General features: G+C 71.4%; 20 protein-coding genes. 12 read left to right on the plus strand and 8 right to left on the minus strand.

What is annotated here, in order from left to right; translation table 11 throughout:
• Window positions 1–3 precede the first annotated feature (3 nt).
• From FCL41_RS00370 to FCL41_RS00390, 5 genes are read left to right on the plus strand one after another with little or no spacing between them, the layout of a single operon-like run.
• Window positions 4–1,986: an acetyl/propionyl/methylcrotonyl-CoA carboxylase subunit alpha gene (locus FCL41_RS00370; RefSeq protein WP_239021704.1), complete on the plus strand. Its 1,983-nt coding sequence runs from the start codon at window positions 4–6 to the stop codon at window positions 1,984–1,986.
• Window positions 1,983–2,945, plus strand: a complete 963-nt coding sequence (locus FCL41_RS00375) for a hydroxymethylglutaryl-CoA lyase (RefSeq protein ID WP_137064498.1) — start codon at window positions 1,983–1,985, stop codon at window positions 2,943–2,945. The genes FCL41_RS00370 and FCL41_RS00375 overlap by 4 nt, the downstream gene beginning before the upstream one ends.
• Window positions 2,946–2,993: 48 nt before the next feature.
• A complete protein-coding gene (locus tag FCL41_RS00380; RefSeq protein WP_137064497.1) occupies window positions 2,994–4,076 on the plus strand; it encodes a hypothetical protein in 1,083 nt (360 codons plus the stop codon).
• Window positions 4,077–4,078: 2 nt separating this feature from the next.
• On the plus strand, window positions 4,079–5,206 hold the full coding sequence (locus FCL41_RS00385) for a hypothetical protein (RefSeq protein WP_137064496.1): 1,128 nt from the start codon (window positions 4,079–4,081) through the stop codon (window positions 5,204–5,206).
• A complete protein-coding gene (locus FCL41_RS00390; protein WP_239021705.1) occupies window positions 5,203–6,495 on the plus strand; it encodes a hypothetical protein in 1,293 nt (430 codons plus the stop codon). The genes FCL41_RS00385 and FCL41_RS00390 overlap by 4 nt, the downstream gene beginning before the upstream one ends.
• Here the strand turns inward: FCL41_RS00390 and FCL41_RS00395 are convergent.
• Window positions 6,453–7,148 (minus strand): EcsC family protein, encoded by a 696-nt coding sequence (locus FCL41_RS00395; protein ID WP_239021706.1) that lies wholly within the window; start codon window positions 7,146–7,148, stop codon window positions 6,453–6,455. The two genes, FCL41_RS00390 and FCL41_RS00395, sit on opposite strands and share 43 nt — an antisense overlap.
• Window positions 7,149–7,218: 70 nt before the next feature.
• Between FCL41_RS00395 and aat the strand changes: the two genes are divergently transcribed.
• Together aat and FCL41_RS00405 are read left to right on the plus strand one after the other, a co-directional pair.
• Entirely contained in the window at window positions 7,219–7,947 is a 729-nt protein-coding gene (aat, locus tag FCL41_RS00400) for a leucyl/phenylalanyl-tRNA--protein transferase (RefSeq protein ID WP_239021707.1), read from the plus strand.
• A gap of 101 nt (window positions 7,948–8,048) precedes the next feature.
• The gene (locus FCL41_RS00405) at window positions 8,049–8,456 is read left to right on the plus strand and encodes a hypothetical protein (protein ID WP_137064495.1); all 408 of its coding nucleotides are present in this window, start codon (window positions 8,049–8,051) and stop codon (window positions 8,454–8,456) included.
• Between the two features lie 127 nt (window positions 8,457–8,583).
• Here the strand turns inward: FCL41_RS00405 and FCL41_RS00410 are convergent, their stop codons facing one another.
• The 6 genes from FCL41_RS00410 to FCL41_RS00435 form a co-directional block, all read right to left on the minus strand.
• Window positions 8,584–10,086: a SulP family inorganic anion transporter gene (locus tag FCL41_RS00410; protein ID WP_137064494.1), complete on the minus strand. Its 1,503-nt coding sequence runs from the start codon at window positions 10,084–10,086 to the stop codon at window positions 8,584–8,586.
• Window positions 10,087–10,167: 81 nt separating this feature from the next.
• Entirely contained in the window at window positions 10,168–11,016 is an 849-nt protein-coding gene (locus tag FCL41_RS00415; protein ID WP_137064493.1) for an NAD(P)/FAD-dependent oxidoreductase, read from the minus strand.
• A gap of 117 nt (window positions 11,017–11,133) precedes the next feature.
• A complete protein-coding gene (locus FCL41_RS00420; protein ID WP_137064492.1) occupies window positions 11,134–12,021 on the minus strand; it encodes an Fpg/Nei family DNA glycosylase in 888 nt (295 codons plus the stop codon).
• Between the two features lie 30 nt (window positions 12,022–12,051).
• Window positions 12,052–12,351, minus strand: a complete 300-nt coding sequence (locus FCL41_RS00425; protein WP_137064491.1) for a hypothetical protein — start codon at window positions 12,349–12,351, stop codon at window positions 12,052–12,054.
• Window positions 12,348–12,887, minus strand: a complete 540-nt coding sequence (locus tag FCL41_RS00430; protein WP_137064490.1) for a hypothetical protein — start codon at window positions 12,885–12,887, stop codon at window positions 12,348–12,350. Before FCL41_RS00430 ends, FCL41_RS00425 begins: the two co-directional genes overlap by 4 nt.
• A gap of 61 nt (window positions 12,888–12,948) precedes the next feature.
• A complete protein-coding gene (locus FCL41_RS00435) occupies window positions 12,949–14,772 on the minus strand; it encodes a WXG100 family type VII secretion target (protein ID WP_137064489.1) in 1,824 nt (607 codons plus the stop codon).
• A 188-nt stretch (window positions 14,773–14,960) separates the two neighbouring features.
• Here FCL41_RS00435 and FCL41_RS00440 point away from each other — a divergent pair, with 188 nt between their 5' ends.
• The gene (locus FCL41_RS00440) at window positions 14,961–16,175 is read left to right on the plus strand and encodes an ATP-binding protein (protein ID WP_137064488.1); all 1,215 of its coding nucleotides are present in this window, start codon (window positions 14,961–14,963) and stop codon (window positions 16,173–16,175) included.
• Window positions 16,176–16,327: 152 nt separating this feature from the next.
• Window positions 16,328–17,659, plus strand: a complete 1,332-nt coding sequence (locus FCL41_RS00445; protein ID WP_137064487.1) for an alpha/beta fold hydrolase — start codon at window positions 16,328–16,330, stop codon at window positions 17,657–17,659.
• A gap of 37 nt (window positions 17,660–17,696) precedes the next feature.
• Here the strand turns inward: FCL41_RS00445 and FCL41_RS16865 are convergent, their stop codons facing one another.
• The gene (locus tag FCL41_RS16865; RefSeq protein WP_170970148.1) at window positions 17,697–18,476 is read right to left on the minus strand and encodes a hypothetical protein; all 780 of its coding nucleotides are present in this window, start codon (window positions 18,474–18,476) and stop codon (window positions 17,697–17,699) included.
• Window positions 18,477–18,562: 86 nt separating this feature from the next.
• On the opposite strand from FCL41_RS16865, the gene FCL41_RS00460 reads away from it, so the two are divergent.
• From FCL41_RS00460 to FCL41_RS00470, 3 genes are read left to right on the plus strand one after another with little or no spacing between them, the layout of a single operon-like run.
• A complete protein-coding gene (locus tag FCL41_RS00460; protein ID WP_137064484.1) occupies window positions 18,563–19,009 on the plus strand; it encodes a hypothetical protein in 447 nt (148 codons plus the stop codon).
• A 40-nt stretch (window positions 19,010–19,049) separates the two neighbouring features.
• Window positions 19,050–19,448, plus strand: a complete 399-nt coding sequence (locus FCL41_RS00465; protein WP_137064483.1) for an ArsR/SmtB family transcription factor — start codon at window positions 19,050–19,052, stop codon at window positions 19,446–19,448.
• Window positions 19,445–19,966, plus strand: a complete 522-nt coding sequence (locus FCL41_RS00470; protein ID WP_212723043.1) for an SRPBCC domain-containing protein — start codon at window positions 19,445–19,447, stop codon at window positions 19,964–19,966. The genes FCL41_RS00465 and FCL41_RS00470 overlap by 4 nt, the downstream gene beginning before the upstream one ends.
• Window positions 19,967–20,142: the final 176 nt, after the last annotated feature.

A 20,142-nucleotide genomic window follows, 5' to 3' on the forward strand; every position in this document is an offset into this window, starting at 1 on the left:
ACTGTGGCTGACCAGAACCCCACCCAGATCAAGACCCTGCTCGTCGCCAACCGCGGCGAGATCGCCCTGCGCGTCTTCGAGACCTGCGAGAAGCTGCGCATCCGTCGCGTCGCCATCCACACGGCCGCCGACGCGGACGCTCCGCACGTACGCGACGCCGACCACGCCGTCGAGGTGCCCAGCTACCTCGACGTCGACGCGGTCGTCGCGGCCGCCGTCGAGGCCGGTGCCGACGCGGTCCACCCCGGCTACGGCTTCCTCTCCGAGCGCTCGGTCTTCGCCCGCGCCCTGGAGAAGGCCGGCATCACGCTGGTCGGTCCCTCGGCCGACGTCATGGACGCCATGGGCCGCAAGGACGCCGCCCGCGAGATCGCCGTGGCCGCAGGCGTCCCGGTGATCCCGGCGTACGACATCGAGAGCGACCCGGCGACCTTCGCCTACCCGGTGCTGGTCAAGGCCGCCGCCGGCGGTGGCGGCAAGGGCATGCGCGTCGTACGCAGCCCCGACGACTTCGCCGAGGCGCGCGCCGCCGCGGCCCGCGAGGGGCTCAGCTCCTTCGGCGACGACACCTTGCTGGTGGAGAAGTACGTCGAGTCCGGCCGCCACGTCGAGGTGCAGGTGATGGGCGACGCGCACGGCACCGTCCGCCACCTCTTCGAGCGCGACTGCTCCACGCAGCGCCGCCACCAGAAGGTGCTGGAGGAGGCTCCGGCGCCGACCATCAGCGACGAGGAGCGGGCCGCGATCACCGCCTCGGCCGTCGCTCTCGCCACCGAGGTGGGGTACACCAACGCCGGAACCGTCGAGTTCCTCCTCGACAACGCCACCGGCGAGTTCTACTTCCTCGAGATGAACACCCGCCTCCAGGTGGAGCACCCGGTCACCGAGGAGGTCGTCCGGATCCGCGGTGAGAAGCCCGACCTGGTCGCCCTGCAGCTCGCGGTCGCCTCCGGGCAGGCGCTCGACTTCGCCCAGGAGGACGTCACCCTGGAGGGCCACGCCATCGAGGCCCGGGTCTACGCCGAGGACTCGTTCAACGGGTTCCTGCCGCAGGCCGGCACCGCCAGCTTCGTGCAGTGGGGCATGTGGACCGACGTGCTGGGAGCCGACGTACGCGTCGACCACGCACTCGAGTCGGGCCAGGTCGTCTCCACCCACTTCGACCCGATGCTCGGCAAGGTCATTGCGTACGGGGAGGACCGCGAGGCCGCCCGCGCCGCGCTGCTCGACGCCCTCGACGACACCGTGGTGCTCGGCCTGACCACCAACACCGGTTTCCTGCGCACCCTCGCCGCCCGTGACGAGTTCCGCGACGCGACGATCGACACCGCGTGGCTCGACCGGAACGCGGTGCCCGCCCCCGACCCGGCGACGGCACGGGGCCTGGCGGCGGCGCTGACCGTACGGCACGACGAGGACAGCCCGTTCCGCACGGACGGCTGGCGCACCGGCGCCGAGCCCGCACCCGTACGCGTGCACCTCGACGAGTGGGTCGAGGTGCCGGCCGGCGTGACCACGCGCGAGCCCCTGCGCCCGCAGGTCAAGGGGCTGACCCGCGTCCAGCTCGGTGACGAACGGGCCCTCGCCGTCGCCCGGCGCCACGAGGTCGAGCTCGTCCACCGCGGCCAACGCTTCGTCTTCGCCTTCGCGGACCCGTTCGCCGACACCGCCGCGGCAGCGGGCGACGGCACCCTGACCGCGCCCATGCCCGGCACCGTCCTGGAGGTCACGGTCGCGGTCGGTGACCGCGTCGTGCCCGATCAGACGCTGGGCATGATGGAGGCCATGAAGATGGAGCTCTCGCTCAAGGCGCCCTTCGCCGGCACCGTCACCGAGGTCGGGGCAGCCGTGGGTGACCTCGTCACCCTGGGCGCGCGACTCTTCGTCGTCGAGCCCAGCGTTGTCGAGCCCAGCGTCGTCGAGCCCAGCGTCGTCGAGCCCAGCGTTGGCGAGCCCAGCGTCGTCGGGCCGGGGGAGCAGTCATGAGCCACCCGGACCTGCCGATGACGGTGCCCACGACGCCGATCACCACTCATGCGCTGCCCGAGGCGGTGACGATCTACGAGGTCGGCCCGCGCGACGGCCTCCAGAACGAGAAGGCGGTCGTCCCCGTCGAGGTGAAGGCCGAGATGGTCACCCGCCTGCTCGACGCCGGCCTCCCGATCATCGAGGCGACCAGCTTCGTCCACCCCAAGTGGGTGCCGCAGCTGGCCGACGCGGCCGAGCTGATGGGCCTGCTCATCGACCGGATCGGTGACGCGGCCCGTCGGATGCCCGTGCTGGTGCCCAACGAGAAGGGGCTCGACCGGGCCCTCGACCTCGGCCTGGAGCACATCGCCGTCTTCGGCTCCGCGACGGAGACCTTCGCGACCAAGAACCTCAACCGCTCCTACGACGAGCAGTTCGCGATGTTCGAGCCGACCTTCGCCCGCGCCAAGGCGGCTGGCATGACCGTGCGCGGCTACCTGTCGATGTGCTTCGGCGACCCCTGGGAGGGCGGCGTCGAGATCGACGCAGTCGTCCGCGCGGGCGTACGCCTGCTCGACCTGGGCGCCGACGAGCTCAGCCTCGGCGACACGATCGGTGTCGCCACCGCCGGCCACGTGCAGGCCATGGTCGCGGCGTTCGCCGACGCAGGCGTGGGGCCGGAGCGGCTGGCCATGCACTTCCACGACACCTACGGCCAGGCGCTCGCCAACACGCTCGCGGCGATGCAGGTGGGCATCACCACCTTCGACGCGTCCGCGGGCGGGTTGGGCGGCTGCCCCTACGCCAAGTCGGCGACCGGGAACCTCGCCACCGAGGACCTGCTGTGGATGCTGAAGGGTCTCGGAGTCGGCACCGGCGTCGACCTCGACAAGGTCGTCGAGACCTCGGTCTTCATGGCCGACGCGCTCGGCAAGACCCCTGCGTCGGCGGTCGCCCGCGCATTGGCCGGGCAGTGACGGCCCGGCGCTGACCGTGGTGCGCGAGACGCTGGCACAATCGGACCCATGAGCCGGGTCGTCTACCTCCACATCGGTGCGCCCAAGACGGGCACCACCTATCTCCAGGACCGCCTGGCACGCAACGCCGAGCTCCTGGCGAGCCACGGAGTCACCGTGCCGACCAAGGGCCGTGGGGTCCCCGCCGACCTCTTCCACTTCCGCGCCGCCCTCGACCTGCTCGGGGAGGACTGGGGCGGCCCGCCCGGTCACGCCGTCGGTGCGTGGGACGCGTTGGTGCACAAGATCAACCGGTCCTCGGGCACCGTGGTCGTCAGCCACGAGATCCTCGCCCCGGCCCGGCCGGAGAAGATCATCAAGGCCATGAACGACCTCTCCGGGTCCGAGGTGCACATCGTCTACTCGGCCCGCGACCTCGGCCGCCAGATCCCTGCCGCCTGGCAGGAGTCGATCAAGCAGGGGCGGCGCTGGACCTTCGCCAAGTTCCTCGAGAAGGTCGACGCCGGGGACAACTGGTTCCACCGGGCTCTCGACCTGCCCCACGTGCTCAACAACTGGAGCTCCAAGCTGCCGCCGGAGAACATCCACGTGGTGACGGTGCCCCACGAACGCGGCGGCGAGGTGCTCTGGCGGCGCTTCTGCACGGCCTTCGGCATCGACCCGGCGTGGGCTCCGCTGGAGAGCGAGCGCACCAACCGCTCCCTGGGCATCGCGGAGACCCAGCTGATCCGTGAGCTGAACCGGCGCCTCGAGATGGGCGTACGACGCCAGGCCACCTACGACAACCTCATCCGCGAGATGCTCGCCGAGGGCGAGCTGGTCAACCGCGAGAGCCTGCCGGTGACGCTGCCGCCGGAACGCTTCGACGGCATCGCCGAGCAGGCCCAGATCTGGATCGACTGGATCACCGGCAGTGGCGTCGACGTCGTCGGCGACGTCGAGGAGCTGCGGCCCCGCCCTCCGGCCCCGGAGACGGTCTGGCACGACCCCGACCTCCCGCGGCCCGACCAGCAGCTCGACGCCGCCATGGACGCACTGGCCGCGATGACTCGCGAGGCCGCCCACCGCACCGAGGCCCCTTCGGTCAGCCAGGCGCTGCGCAACCGCGCCCGTCAGCTGCGGGGGAAGTGAGCGTGGCCGAGCCCGCAGGTCACGAGCGGTCCGAGGGCGTGGCCCGGGCCTGGGGATGGGTGGCCCACCTCCGTGCCGGAGGCACCACCGAGTGGGCGCAGTGGAGCGGCACCGCCGACCCGTCCGGACGCGCCCTTCCCGGCGCCCAGCAGCTCGAGCTCCTGCGACGCGTCAACCTCGCTGCCGAGGGGCGCCTCCCCCACGGACTGGCCGACCGGGTGCTGGGAGCCACCGCTCCCGGCCGCGGCCGTCCCGAGCTCGAGCTCGTCGGGGCGGAGTACGACCCCCGCTTCGGCGCCCCGCCCGTCGATCCCACCGCCCTCGCCGCCGAAGAGGTCGTGCGCGCCGCCGCCCACCTCCTCGCCCAGGACCTGGTCAGCCTCGGTCCGGTGCCGCGTCCGAGCGTGCGCCAGCGGCCCTGGCGCGGCCGCGTGGTCCTGCAGGGCGACCCGTGGCTGCGCTCCGAGGTCACCCGCCAGCTGACCGACCGCGGCCACGCCCCTCGCCCCGGTGGCCGGGTCGTGGTGCTCGGCGCCGAGCTGCCGCGGATGCTGGCCGACGCCTGGACCAACGCCTGCTTCGACCGCCCCGTGGCCAGCTGGGACGAGTGGCTCACCCACTGGAGCCACCGCCGCGGCCTGCCGCCCGGCCTGCAGCTCGCCCAGCTGGTGGAGCACTGGCGCGAGGTCGTCGGTGACGACGCCGTCGAGCTCGTCCTCGACGAACGGCGCCTTCCCCGGGCGCTGGGCCGGTCCCGCGTGACGCGGGTGCGGCGCCCCGGGCGTACGGCGGCCGGGCTGGCCCGACGCGTGGCCTTCTCGCTGAGCCTGATGATCCCGGTCTCCGAGCGCCGGACCCTGCTGCGGGACGGCCTGATGCCCAGGCTCCCCGACGAGTTCTTCGACGTCGGGCTGCCGCAGCTGCCGAGCGAGCACGAGGGCTGGGTCGCCGAGCGTGGCGACCGCCTCGCCGAGCAGTTGCGGGAGGCTGGATACCCTGTCCGTGACCGCCAGTGGTCCGGTGGCGGAGACGGGGAGATCCCCGGAGCCCACCCGGCTGCGGGCGGTGATCGAGCCGCTCTCGACCTGGCCGTGAGGCTGTTGCTGGGCGGCTGGAAGGTGCAGCAGTGAGCCAGCAGGACACGCAGTCAGTCAGTCAGCAGGAGAAGGAGCGGGAGAGGTCGATGGACGTGACCGGGCGACGCCGGAAGGTGCTCGTGCACGTCGGCACCCCCAAGACGGGCACCTCTCACCTGCAGGACGTGCTGTTCCGCAACCAGGCGGTGCTCGCCGAGCAGGGCGTGAACTATCCCGCGGAGCGCTTCGACGCCCACTTCCTCGCCGCCCTCGACCTGATGCAGCTGCCGTGGGCCGGGCTCGAGCAGGAGGCGGTCGGCGCCTGGGACCGCCTCGCCGAGCAGGTCCGCGACTTCGACGGCACCTCGATCGTGAGCCACGAGATCCTCGCCAAGGCCTCGCGTACGCAGGTCGACCGCGCGCTGTCGTCGTTCGGCGACGCCGAGGTCCACGTGCTGCTCTCGGTGCGTGACCTCGTACGCCAGATCCCGGCGGAGTGGCAGGAGAACGTCAAGCACCGGGCCCAGCTCAGCTACGCCGACTTCCTCGCCACCATCCAGGACCCCGAGCGCAAGGGCCGCATCGGCTCCTGGTTCTGGAGCGTCCAGGAGATCCCCGACATCATCAACCGTTGGGGGGCGTCGCTGCCGCCCGAGCGGATCCACCTCATCACCGTGCCGCCGCCCGGTGCCCCCCGCGACGAGCTGTGGAACCGGTTCAGCCGGGCGTTCGGGCTCGACGGCCTGGAGGGGCTCGACCTGACGCCTGAGCGGGTGAACCCGTCGATGGGCGTCCCGGAGACGACCCTCGTACGCCGCATCAACCGCCAGGTGCACCGGGTGCTGCCGCCGGAGCACTACCGCCCGCTGGTGCGCGAGCTGCTGGCCCACCAGACCCTGTCGCAGAACAGCCGCTCGCCGCGCCTGTCACTGCCCCCGTCGCTGGAGCCGTGGACGATGGACCTCTCCCGCACCTGGGTGGAGGAGATCAAGGCCCGCGGCTACGACGTGGTCGGAGACGTCGACGACCTGCTGGGGGTGCCGAGCGGGCTCTCCCAGGAGGAGTGGGTCGACCCCGACCGTCCGGGAGCCGCCTCGGTCAACCGGGCCTCGCTCGACGCCATCGAGGCGTTGCTGCTCGAGGCGGCGCGGCTGCGTGACCTCAACGCCGACCTGGAGCGACAGCTCCACGACACGCGTGAGGCCCTCGACCGGTCCTACCTGCGTCCGAGCTACAAGGCCCGCGAGAAGGCGGTCAACAAGCTGCAGGGCTCCCGTCCGGGGCGCGCCAGCCTGGAGGTCTACCGGCGCTTGCGCGGCGGAGTGAACTCCTTGTCGGCGTAGCGTCCGGCGCGCCAGGTCGAGTAGCCGTCGGCGCTCGCCCCGACGACTCCGCCCACGACGGGGATCCGGCGCCCTGCGACGCTGACCAGCCGCTTGCCGGCAACCTTCGAGACCATGAAGGCGCCCACCTCGGTGGCCAGGAACGTCCGCAGGTCGGGGTCGTGGACCCGGGCGGTCGCCAGCGCGAGGGGGGAGCCGGGCAGCTTCTTCCTCTTGATGAGCTCGTCCACGCCCTCGTTGCCGAGGAGGGCGGCGAGCACGCCGTTGCGTACGCGCGGGTCGGAGAGGTCGTGGCCGCGCAGGTGCGCGATGCCCGCGATCATCCGGCACTGGATCACGGCGAGGCCGACCACGTTGGCCGGCATCGCGACGGCGGCGGTGGCGAGGCCGCCGAGGTTGGTCACGAAGCCCTGGCCGCCGGAGAGGGCGACGTTGTTCTCGATGACCTCGCGGATCGCCTTGACCACGTCGCCGCCCTGCTCCTCGAGCTGCTTCTCAGCGGCCACGGCAGCGGGCTTGAGGGGACCGACCCCGTCGATCGCCCGGTCGAGCGCCTCGAGCACGGCGCGTGAGGTCACACCGGGAGCGGCGTGCGCGAACTGCGGGGCGACCTTCGTCGCCATCCCTCCGACCATCTTCTTCCCTATGCCCATGGGCCCAGCCTAGGTGGCACGTCCAGATGCGGCCGGCCGTCTGGTCGGCCTGCGCAAGTAGGGTCGTTCCGTGCCTTTCGAGCCCCCGCCGTCGACCTGGAGCCTCACCGAGGTGACGCGTGACCTCGCGCGCCTCGACGCCGACGACGACCTCGTGGCGATGGGCGCCGACCTGACCCCGGGCACGCTCCTCCAGGCCTACCGCTGCGGCCTCTTCCCGATGCCGAGCGGCCGACCGGGTGATCCTCCGATGTGGTTCCTGCCGGTCCGGCGCGGGGTGCTGCCGCTCGACGGGCTCCGGGTCTCGCGGTCGTTGCGGCGCTCGGCCCGCACGATGGAGATCCGGGTCAACACCGCCTTCTCGGAGGTGATCGCCGCCTGCGGCGACCCGGAGCGACCGCACGCCTGGATCGACGACGACATCGTCGACGCCTACACCGAGCTGCACGAGATGGGGTGGGCCCACTCGGTCGAGGCGTGGCGTCACGGTGAGCTCGTCGGTGGGCTCTACGGCGTCGCGACCGGAGGCCTCTTCGCGGGCGAGTCGATGTTCCACCGGGTCACCGACGCCTCCAAGGTGGCGCTGCTGGGGCTGGTCGAGCTGATGCGCGACGACCACGCCGACAGTCGGCTGCTCGACGTGCAGTGGAGCACCGACCACCTCGCCTCCCTGGGCGTCGTCGAGGTCACCCGCGAGGAGTACGCGGTCCGCCTCGCCGCAGCCCTGCGGCTGCCGCTTCCGGCCGCGTTCGACGACGGTCGGAGTGACGGTCCGGTCCTCCGTCCGGTCGTCGGCTGAGCGGCCGCAAGGGTAGGGGTTGGGGGCAGGTTCGAGCCGATGTGTCCACGATCACTCACGGGAAGTTCACGCAACCGCGTGCCATGCGGCACCCTGTGCCCATGAGGTTCGTACGGCTGGCTGCCGCCCTGGTGATCGCGGGCGCTTTCGTCGTCGGCTGCGGCAACGACGACAAGGAGCCGGAGGCGTCGCCCGAGGAGAAGTTCTGCTCGGCCTTCCGTGACTACTACGAGCGCTCGGAGAAGAACGCCGGCGAGGCGGACTCCGTGATCGTCGCCTCCATGAAGTCGTTCGCCGACGAGGCCTCCGAGCTCACGTTGCCCGACTCGATGTCGGCCGACGCCAAGGCGGGCCTGAAGACGTGGATCGCACTGATCGCCGACGTGCCCGACGACGCCTCCCAGGCTGAGGTTGCTGCGCTCGGCCAGGACCTGTCGCGCAAGCAGGTCGACCAGCTGGACGAGTACTACCTCTACGCCAACGCCAAGTGCCTCAGCGCCACCCCGTAGTACTGCTCTAGTACTGCTCCGGCCCGACTGCCAGAGTGGGGCCCGCGGGCGTCTCGTCACGGCGTCCCAGGATCCCGGCACGGTGTCACAGGATCCCGGCACGGTGTCACAGGATCCCGGCACGGCGTCACAGGGTGCCGGTGAGGCGTCCGTGCCGTTCGGCGCTGGCCTCGTCGAGGCCGGTGATCAGCGTGTGCTTGCCGCGGCGGGCGTACTTCGTCTCGATCGAGTCCAGCGCTGCCACCGTCGAGGCGTCCCAGACGACGGCGTCCGAGAGGTCGATCACGACCCGCTCGGGGTCGTCGGCGTAGTCGAACTGCGTGTAGAGGTCGTTGCTGGAGGCGAAGAAGAGCTGGCCGGTCACGCGGTAGTGCGCGTAGTCGCCGGCCTCGTCGCGGCGCAGCTCGCGGTGGGTCTCGGTCAGGTGGGCGACCCGGCGTGCGAAGAGCACCATCGCCACCAGGGTGCCTCCGCCGACGCCGATGGCCAGGTTCTGGGTGCCCAGGGTCAGCGCCACGGTCGTCGCCATCACGAAGGTCTCCGACCTCGGCATGCGGCGCAGGGTCGCGGGCGTGATCGAGTGCCACTCGAAGGCGGTCACCGCCACGATCACCATCACGGCGACGAGGGCGGCCATCGGGATCGCCGCGACCACGTCGGTCAGGCCGAGCACGAGGAGCAGCAACCAGAGGCCGGTGAGGAAGGTCGAGACGCGCGTCCGGGCACCGGAGTTCTTGACGTTCATCATCGTCTGGCCCACCACGGCGCACCCGCCCTGGCCGCCGAAGAAGCCCGCGATCGCGTTGCTGACGCCCTGGCCCCAGGCCTCGCGGGTCTTGTTGGAGGGGGTGTCGGTGATGTCGTCGACCAGCTTGGCCGTGAGCAGTGACTCCAGCAGGCCCACGATCGCCATCGCGAAGGCGTAGGGGGCGATGGTGGCGAGCGTGTCCCAGGTCAGGGGCACGTCGGGGAGGAAGAGGGTCGGCAGCGACTTCGGCATCTCGCCCTGGTCACCCACCGTGGGCACGTCGAGGCCCAGGGCGACCGCCACCACCGTCACGACCACCACGCCCACCAGGGGCGCCGGGACGCTCGAGGTGAGCCGGGGGAAGCCCACGATCACCACGAGTCCGAGCAGCACCAGCGGATAGACCTGCCACGGCACGTCGACGACGTGCTCCACCTGGGAGAGCAGCACGAGCGTGGCCAGCGCGTTGAGGAAGCCGACCATCACCGAGCGGGGCACGAAGCGCATCAGCCTGGCGACGCCGGCGAGCGCCATCAGCACCTGGAAGAGGCCGCCGAGGATCACGGTGGCGACCAGGAAGTCGTAGCCGTGCTCCTTCATGACCGGCGCGACCACCACGGCCACGGCCGCCGTGGACGCCGAGATCATTGCCGGCCGCCCGCCCAGGAAGGCGATCGAGATCGCCATGATGACCGAGGTGAAGAGCCCCACCCGGGGATCGACGCCGGTGATGACGCTGAACGCGATCGCCTCGGGGATGAGGGCGAGCGCGACGACCAGGCCGGCCAGCGCCTCCGTACGCAGCCGGCGCGGCGACCGCAGCACCGCGCGGACGGTGTCAGGGGAGCGGGTCGCGCTGGAGGTGGGGGCCGGTGCTGTCACTGGTCCATTCTCGCGCCCCGGGGCGACGTCTGGTCAGCCGATGGCGCGGTGACGACGGCCACGCAGCGACCGGGAGTCCGGTCAGTCGGCGAGAAGGCTGCTCAGGCAGGCGCTCCCGGCGACCTGTCCGGCGGCTGCCGCGGCGAGCACGCTGCCCGATGGCATCGGGAGGTCGCGGTGGTGGGCGAGGTCGCCGGCGGCGAAGACCTGCGGGTCGCTGGTGCGCCCGAGCAGGTCGACCTCGACCGCCCCGCTCTCCAGCGTCGTCAGGCCCAGCTGTTCGGCGTGAGGGGCGGCCGGGTGGAGGTTCGTGGCGACGAAGAGTCCGTCGAGCTCCGTGGTCGAACCGTCGCCGAGGCGAACCTCCAGGCGTCCGTCGAGCTCCTTGACCCCCACGACGTCCTCGAGCACGACCACCTCGGAGGCGAACGGCCCGATGATCCCGGTCAGGTGGGCCGCGCTGGGGCTCGCGAGGAGGCCGACCCGGCCACCGGCCAGCTCGTGGCCGTGGCAGAAGGGGCAGTGGTGCACGAGCGTGCCCCACAGCTCCTCGAGGCCGTCGATCTCGGGCAGCTCGTCACGGACCCCGGTGGCGAGGACGACCCTGCGGGCACGCAGCTCCTGGCCACTCTCGGTGTGCGCCACGAAACCGTCACCGGTGCGCCGCACCTCGCGTACGGAGTCGTCGAGCAGCGTCACGGTGTCGTACGCCGCCAGGTCGCGGCGCCCGTGCTCGCGGAAGACCGACGGCGGGGTGCCGTCGTGGGTGATGAAGTTGTACATGCGGCTGGCGGCCGCGTTGCGGGGCCGGTTGTCGTCGACGAGGACGACGTGGCGGTGCACCCGCGCCAGGGTCAGCGCGGCCTGCAACCCAGCGGGCCCGCCGCCGATGACGAGAGCGTCCGACGTGGTCTCGTTGTGGTGGTCCATGCAGCCATCCTGTGTGTCGGTGCTGAGAGGTCAAGCGCTGCCGAGAACAATCTGCCGCACGACGGTCGATCGGAAACGTCGCCGCGACGATGGTGCGGGCCGAGGTGGGCTGGGCTCCTACTTCAGGAGCTTGCTCATCCGCCGGTCGGCCAACGGCTTGCCGCCGGTCTGGCAGGTCGGGCAGTACTGCAACGACGAGTCGGCGAAGGAGACCTCGCGCACGGTGTCGCCGCAGACCGGGCACTTCTGCCCGGTGCGCCCGTGCACCGCGAGGTGCGACTTCTTCTCGCCCTTGAGCTCGCTGGCGGCCAGGCCGGTGCTGCGGGTGACGGCGTCGTCGAGCGTCGTACGCAGGGCTGCGTACAGTGTCGCGACCTCACCCTCGTCGAGGCTGCTGGCCGGCTTGAAGGGCGACATCTTGGCGGCGTGCAGGATCTCGTCGGAGTAGGCGTTGCCGATGCCGGCGATCGTGCCCTGCTGGCGCAGCACGCCCTTGAGCTGGGCGCGGCCCGCGTCGGCGAGGATGCCGGCGAGCACCTCGACGGTGAACTCCTCGCTCATCGGGTCGGGGCCGAGCCGGGCGATGCCCGGAACCGTCGCCGGGTCGTGGGTGACGTGGATGGCCAGGCTCTTCTTGGTGCCCGCCTCGGTGATGTCCAGGCCGGGGGTGAAGCCGGAGCCGTCGGAGTCCTCGTCGAGCACGATCCGCGCGGCGAGCGGGCTCTTGCCGCCCGGCTTCGGGGGGAGCTTCGGGACGTCCTCGCGCCACCGGATCCAGCCGGCGCGGGCGAGGTGGATGACCAGGTGCACCCCGGAGGCGTTGATGTCGAGGAACTTGCCGTGCCGGGTGACGCCCTCGACCAGCGTGCCGTGCAGCGCGCTCAGCGGCGGGTCGAAGGTCTTGAGCGCCTGGAAGGAGGCCAGGTCGACGCGGGTGATCGCGCGGTCACGCAGACGCTGGTCGAGGTCGTGGGCCAGCGCGTGCACCTCGGGCAACTCGGGCATGCGTCGAGGGTAGCGCCGCTCGGGGAGCGCTCAGATGAACTTGGCGTCCATCTCGGAGAGGTCCAGGGTCAGCGAACCCATGTTGGTCGCGATGGTGTCGGCGGAGGTGCGGGCCACGTCGGTGACGATCATCCACGACGCTTCGTAGACCTGGGTGCCCTCGCGCACGACGTCGGCGAACTGGCCGGCGCCTTCGCGGAGGAGGGAGGCGTCCTTGGTGACGCCGGTCCGCACGGCGTCGAAGTCGTCGGCGGCGTCTGCACACTCCTTGCGAGCCCGGGCGACGACCTGGGGGTCGACCTGGATGACGGGTCCGCCCGGGCCGCTCACGAGGCCGCCCTCGGCTCGAAGGAGATGCGGTAGTTGATGAGGTTGTTCTGCTGGTCCTCGTTGACCGTCGGCTCGATCTCGAGGGTCTCCGGCGCCGCGATGCCGGTGGTCGGCAAGGTGGCGGTGACGATGCGCCCGAGGTCGGGCGCCGACTCGGCGGAGGAGAGAAAGCTGCGTACGTCGCCGGGGTCGACCCCGAAGTCGCCCACGGCGGTCTCGAGTCGCTGGGCGACGTCGTCGAGCGAGAGCTGGTGCACGCCGACGAGGAGACGGTCGACCTCTCCGGAGGCGGCGGTGCGCACGCCCAGGACGTTGACGTGGTCGGTCGAGAGCACGTGGCCGTCGGAGAAGGTCACGGTCACCCGGAAGGAGCTCAGGTCCTTGTTCTCGAGGTAGGCGTCGTCGGCGTCGCCGACCAGTCCGAGCTCCTCGCGGGTGGGCGGGTCGGCGAGGTCGATCTCGACGTGGCCGTCGGCCAGCACCTCCGCAATGGCGGTGTCCTTGGCGGCGCGGGCGTCGTCCTGGCGGGTGTTCACGGCACATCCTCCTGTGGTCAGCAGCATGACGGTGGCGGCGGTCGCGGCGGCGATCGCGCTCCTACTGTTCAATGCGATCGATCTCCCAGCCGTCGCGCAGGTGCTCGAGGATGTCGTCGAGCGTGTTCTTGAGACGGTACTGCTCCACGCGTTCGGGCACGTCGGCCGCGATCAGCGCCCGCGCCAGCTCGGGGTCCTCGCTCAACAGCTTCTGGTAGGCGGGCAGGGTGTCCTCCTTGATGAGTCGCCACCGGTCCTCGAAGAGCGCCACGTTGCCGTCGGCGAAGGGGGTGTCGACGTACACCGTGACCACGAGCGGGTTGTCCAGCGTGATCGGCGTGCCGGGGATCCTCACCTTGTTGAACGGCCCCGTGTCCACCGCCATCTGCACCGGGTAGAGCTCGGCGAACGACTTGGCGCCGGGGATGGACGGCTTGCCGATCTGGGTCATCACCCAGGTCATCGCCTCTCCGGTGAGCGGACGGTTGTACATCCGGAGGTAGTCCTCCTTGATGACGACCTCCTGCTCGCGCCGGAGGAACTCGACGTTGGCGTCGGAGACCCGCTGCGTGTCGCCCGAGTCCAGGCCGACCCAGGCGTCGTACACGTCCTTGGGGATCGCGCCCGCCTCGTACATCTCGAGGATCGCTGCGATCCCGCCCTCGTTGTAGGCCTGGTGGGTGCGGCCCTGGTCGAAGAAGATGTTCTTCTGCATGCCGAGCAGGGTGGTCTCGTAGAACGTCAGCTCCTCGTCGGTCATCCCGGCGAGCACGTCAATCGTGGCGCTCGGGGTGACCGGCCCGAAGGGGGAGGAGCCCATCGAGTCGACCTTCTGCGCCCAGGAGCGGACCATCCCGAGGTCGAGGAAGCCGCCGGCGAAGGAGGGGCCGATCATGTTGGCCATCCCGGCCCACTGGAGGTCGGAGTTCTCGAGGTAGAGGTCGCCGTAGTAGCGGTAGACCTTCATGATCGTCTCGCGGTTGAACTCCGCGCCCTTGCTGGGGTCCCACGTGCTCATGTCGATCCCGGCGTCAGCCGCGGCGTCGAGGAACCAGTACTGGTCGAGGGTCTCCTTGAACTGCCGCGGGTGCAGCCCCAGGCCGCGCGCCCGCTCGAGCATCTCGGTGACCTCGGCGAGGTCGTTCGACGGCTTCGTCAGCTCGAGAAGCAGGTCGTGCGCCGGGCCGCCGTACTCCTTCTCGGCCTGGTCGCGCAACCGGCGCAGGAGGTCGTCGCTGGGCAGCCTGCCCATCGGGTGCTGCGCCAGGCCCCGGGCGGTGAACGGACCCGCCTCGCCGGCCTTGATCGGTAGCGGCACGGACTCCTGCAGCCGCCGCGACATCGTCCGCGCAGCGCGGGTCAGGTCGTTGACGAGGTCGTCGTACTCGCCCTCGAGCTTCTCCTTCGCTGCCGAGTGCACCCCAGAGGCCACGCTGACGGCGGAGGAGCGGATCTCGTCGGTCTCGCGCCTCGCCTGCTGGCGCTCCTGGCCGGTGGTGCCCTCGGGCAGGTTGCCCATGGACCTCGCACGTTGCCGGTCGGCCGCCTTCACCGCGGCGTCGTGGACCCGGGCTGCCTCCTCCCACCGGCGGTTGAGGTCAGGGAGCTCGTGGTCGACCGCCTCGTCGAGCCGGTCGGCGAAGGCCTTGACCGCGCCCTCCGCGGCCTCGAGACGGCGTACGAAGCCGCGGGTGTCGCTCGCGAGCTCGCGGGCCTGACCTGCCATGAAGTCGGACGCGTCGCCGGTCCAGCCCTGCCTCCAGCGGTCAGGCGCGCGACGCAGGACCCGCTCACCGGCACCCAGGGCCTCGGCGTGCCGGACCATCTGCCGCTGCGCCCGTCGCAGCGCGCTGACGTCGACGTCGAGCCTGAAGTGCTCCCCCATGCGCCCCGACCCTAGTGGCGCCGGCGGGACGGCTCAACGGCCTTCACCGGGGGAACGTACGTGGATCCGGGTCGATCACCGAGTCTCGGGCCGTCTAGTGATGACGCGATACGCAGCGATAGATCCGATACAGGCGACACTCTCGCCAAATCTAGGGTCTGCGCTAGAACCGCCGATACCTTCTGATCGTGGACCCGATCAGGAACCCGTACGCCCCCGGTGCCGGCCAACGACCCCCCGAGCTCGCCGGCCGCGACGCCCAGCTGGCCGCCTTCGACGTGGTGCTGGAGCGCGTCGCCAAGGGGCGCCCGGAGCGCTCCATCGTGCTGACCGGGCTGCGCGGCGTCGGCAAGACCGTGCTGCTGAACGCGCTGCGCTCGGCCGCCGTGCGCAAGCGCTGGGGGACCGGCAAGCTGGAGGCCCGTCCCGACCAGGGCCTGCGCCGTCCCCTGTCGAGCGCACTGCACCAGGCCGTCCGCGAGCTCGGCCACCCGCAGGCGGAGGAGGCCGACCACGTGCTCGGCGTGATCCGCTCCTTCGCCCAGCGCGAGGCGGGGTCGGGTGCCAAGCTGCGCGACCAGTGGAGCCCGGGCATCGACGCCCCCGCCGTGCGCGGACGCGCCGACTCGGGCGACATCGAGATCGACCTCGTCGAGCTCTTCACCGACGTGGGCGGGCTCGCCCAGGACGTCGGCAAGGGCGTGGCGATCTTCATCGACGAGATGCAGGACCTCGGCCCCGACGACGTCTCCGCGCTCTGCGCGGCGTGCCACGAGATGAGCCAGTCCCGACTGCCGGTGATCGTGGTCGGCGCCGGCCTGCCCCACCTGCCAGCCGTGCTGTCGGCGTCGAAGTCCTACTCCGAGCGCCTCTTCTCCTACCAGCGGATCGACCGGCTCACCCGCGAGGGCACCGACGCCGCGCTCTCGCTGCCCGCCGAGGACGAGGACGCCTGCTACACCGTCGAGGCGCTCGACGCCCTGCACCTGGCGACCGGCGGCTACCCCTACTTCATCCAGGCGTACGGCAAGGCGGTCTGGGACCGCGCCCCGCGTTCGCCGATCACCCTGGACGACGTCACGGTCGCCTCGCCCGAGGCGGAGGCGGAGCTGGCGGTCGGCTTCTTCGGCTCCCGCTACGAGCGCGCGACGCCGGGGGAGCGCGACTACCTGCGCGCCATGTCGGACGCAGCGGTGGCGATGGCCGAGAGGGGCGAGGAGGAGGTCGACGACATCGGTTCGGTGCCGACGGCCGACGTGGCGGCGATCCTCGGCAAGAAGCCGCAGTCGCTCTCCCCGGCGCGCGACGCCCTGCTGAAGAAGGGGCTGATCTACTCGGGCGAGCGAGGCAAGATCGCCTTCACCGTGCCGCACTTCGGCAAGTACCTGCGTACGCAGGCGTGAGCGCGCCTGTCCGCAGGGTGCACATCTGACACATGGGTTGTCAGCACAACCCCACCTGTGCGCACAGCCCGACGCCCGAGACGTCCGTTGCCCCCCTGCGCGACCACGCATAGCGTCGTCGCGAACCCCTGCTCGGACCCCATGGAGCCCCCATGCTGCGAACGCTCGCCACCGCCCTCACCGCCGCTGTGCTGCTGCTCGCCGGCCTCACGGCGCCCGTCTCAGCCCACGACCACCCCGGGAAGGGGCCGAAGGCGCCCCGGCCCATCGTGTTCGTGCACGGGTCCTCGGGCTCCGGGTCGCAGTTCGAGAGCCAGGCCCAGCGGTACGCGTCGAACGGCTATCCGGTGGAGTGGATCGAGGCGCACGAGTACGACTCGACCTTCGCCACCAACTCGCTGGCCGACGTCCACGCCGCGCTCGACGCCCGGATCGACGCGCTGCGCGAGCGTACCGGCGCCGCGCAGGTCGACGTGCTGGCCCACTCGCTGGGGACCTACGTGGTGCAGCGGTACCTGGCCAGCTCACCCGAACGGGCCGCCGAGGTCGCGCACTACGTCAACCTCGACGGCGCCCCGGCTGCCGCGCCGCCGGGTGGCGTGGACACCTTGGCTGTCTGGGGGGAGAACAACGCCGCGGCGGAGGTGACCGGAGCCCGCAACGTGCACCTCGACGACCAGGGCCACACCGAGACCGTCACCTCGCCCGAGTCGTTCACGGAGGCCTACGCCTTCTTCACCGGCCGCGCGCCGAGGACGACGGAGGTGGTCCGCGCCCGCGGCCGCGTCGACGTCTCGGGCCGCGCGGTCCTGTTCCCCAGCAACGTCGGCGTCGACGGGGCGACGCTCGAGGTGCACCGGGTCAGAGCGCTCACTGGACGGCGGACCGGCCACCGCCCGGTGGCGACCTACAGCCTCTCCGGGGACGGCGCCTTCGGCCCGTTCAAGGCAGACCCGAAGGCCTCGTACGAGTTCGCGCTCCTCTGGCCGGACGGCCCGACCCACCACTTCTACCGCCAGCCGTTCCGGCGCTCCAACTCCCTCGTCCGCCTGCTGACCAGCGTCCCGGGCACGGGTCTCGACGCCGTCACCGAGAAGAGCGACGCCCACGTCAACCTGACGGTGAACCGCAACAAGGAGTGGTGGGGGGACCAGGGCGCGGCGGGGGACGCCCTGAGCATCGGCGGCCAGGACGTGCTGGCGCCCGCGGTCGCGCCCCGGAAGCGCCGGATCATCGGCGTCTTCGGCTACGACGCGGGCAGCGACGGGGTGAGCACCCTCGGCACGGTGCTGCCGGCCTTCGCCGCCCTCCCCTTCATCACCGGCACGGACGTCCACCTGGCGGCGTCGAAGCGCGGGACCGTGCGGCTGGTGGCGAAGGCCCGCGGGGAGCGCCGCCCCCAGGTGATCTCCGTCCCGGCCCTGCCGTCGAGCGAGCACCGCATCAGCGTCCAGTTCGACGACTACGTGCCGCGCCTTCCGTGAGCGGGGCGGCCGTCGGCTGGCCGGCCCGCTCGGCGTCCTACCGCTGGAGGCGGGACAGGAGCGGGATGAGCGCGGCGTTGTCCCGGTCCAAGGTGGTGACGGCGTCGCCGGCCGACTCCGCCGTCCAGGCGCCGTACTGATTGCTGCCGTAGAGGACGTTGTCGACGACCGCGAACTGGTACAGCACGCCGAACGGGTCCGAGGCGCCGCTCCAGGTGTAGGCGAAGGTGAACGTCCGGGTCCCGGCGCGGGCGTTCGCCTCGTCGATCGACTCGAAGACTTCCGCGGTGTAGTAGTCCTCGCCGCCGTACGGGTTGTCGTAGACGGGGCAGCTCGCGACCGCGTCACGCAGTGCTCGGAAGGTCGCCCGAGCGGCGTCGGCGCTCTCGTAGCCCGCGATCGCGCGATGGAGACTGACCTCGTCGGTGCTGACGCCGGCGGACAGCGTGTTCGTGTACCCGGACCTGAACAGCACCCCTTCACGGCAGTGGCCCTCCGGCATCTGGATGCCGGCGCCGCGGAGACTGGGGCCGTCGATGAAGGCCTGGCCGTAGGTCTTCGCCCACCCCCGGTCGAGCGGGAACAGCCCGAACGGGATCGGGTCAGCGGCCCCGGACGGCTCCGTCGAGGGCGGCTCCTCGACCGTCGAGGACGGCTCCGCGACCGGCGTGGGCTCACCAACGGGCTGCGTGGCCCGCGTGCTGGCGGCCGAGGTGGGGGCGGCGTCCTCCTCGTCCCACGCCTGCATCGCCAGCGGGATCGCGATCGCGGCGATCACACCCAGTGCGGCGAGGAGCAGGAGCAGCGTGCGCTTCATGGGGGTCTCATTCCCTCGGGGGCACGGTCGTTGCGCCACCATGTCATGCTCCGCGGGCGAACGGCGCGCGCGTAGAGTCGGGCAGCGTGTCTCCCGCTCTTCTCCACCGCGTCCAGGGCATCGCAGGTCTCCTGCTGCTGCCCACCCTCCTGCTGCCGTGGCTGCGCCGCACCGGAGGTGGCGAGACGGAATGGGTCCCCGGCTACGCCCTGGCCCGCGAGCCGCGGGTCGTCGGGGTCGACGCGGTGCCGACCTTCCTCGCGGTGATCGCGGTGCTCGCGCTGGTCGTGGTCGCCGTCAGCGCGGCGTGGGGCTGGTGGCGTCGTTCCCTGGGGGCCAGCATGCTGGCCGGGCTGGCCGCCCTCTTCGCCGTCTTCGACGTGGTCGCGGTCTCTGCCGGCCGCCACCGCCTCGACGTGGCTGACGCGGGGCAGTCGGCCGGCCCCGGACTCATGGTGACGGTCTTCCTGCTGGCCGTGGTCGTGCTGACGGTGCTTGCCCTCCTGGTGCGGTTGAAGCCCGCTCCGGAGTAGTCCCTAGACACGTGACCAAATGGTCACCTATGTTGGGTGCATGGACGACGACCTGGTGTTCAAGGCGATGGCGGACCCCGTCCGCCGGATGCTGCTGGACGCCCTCTTCGAGCGCGACGGACGCACGCTCGGAGAGCTCGAGACACTGGTCAATGCCCATGTCGAGATGACTCGTTTCGGAGTCGCCAAGCACCTGCGCCTGTTGGAGCAGGCCACCCTGGTCACGACGGTCAAGCAGGGTCGCGAGAAGCGCCACTTCCTCAACGTGGTGCCGATCCAGCGCATCCACGAGCGGTGGATCGGCAAGTACGCCGAACGCGCTGGGATCGCCTCGGTCCTGCTCGACCTCAAGAGTCGTCTCGAGTCCCCGTCCGGTCAGCACGACACCCCGCCCGACCGCGAGGGTGACCAACCGCGCACCACGGAGGAACCACCATGAGCAACGGCATGAGCAACGACAACCTGATCCAGGTCTACACCGTCTACATCAACGCACCGGCCTCCAAGGTCTGGGCCGCGATCACGACGTCCGAGGGCACCAACCAGTGGGGCTACGGCGGCGACATCGAGGTCGACCTGACCGAGGGTGGCGCCTATCGCAACCTCACCACCCCTGCGATGCGAGCGATCGGGATGGGCGACCTCGCCGTCTCCGGCGTCGTGGAGAAGGTCGATCCCGAGCGGCTGCTGGTGCTCTCCTGGCAGCCTGCCTGGCACCCCGAGTCTGCGCCGTCGCGCCTGACCTGGGAGCTCAGCGAGTTCGACGGTCCGTTGACCAAGGTCGTCCTGACCCATGACGCCACGGCGGCGCCGGAGTATGCCGACGAGCTCGCCGGTGGCGACGACCCGAACCAGGGTGGCGGCGGCTGGCCGTGGTCGCTGTCGGGGCTCAAGACGTACTGCGAGACCGGGGGGCGCCTCGTGGGCTCGGGCTCCGACGGCCACGACTTCGAGTGAGTGCTGACTGATCCTCGTCGGCCGTGGGCGGGTTGCCTCACGATGAACTGAAGTAATCTCATCCAGTTGCGTGACCACGCCACGTCCGCGGTACGACGCCCTCGCGGGCGTACGCCTGCCGCCTCGCCGCGTCGAGGAGCCCGGGAGGCACGCCCTCCCCCCGGCGCCCGTGATGA

This window comes from Nocardioides jishulii, assembly GCF_006007965.1.
GTDB lineage: Bacteria > Actinomycetota > Actinomycetes > Propionibacteriales > Nocardioidaceae > Nocardioides > Nocardioides jishulii.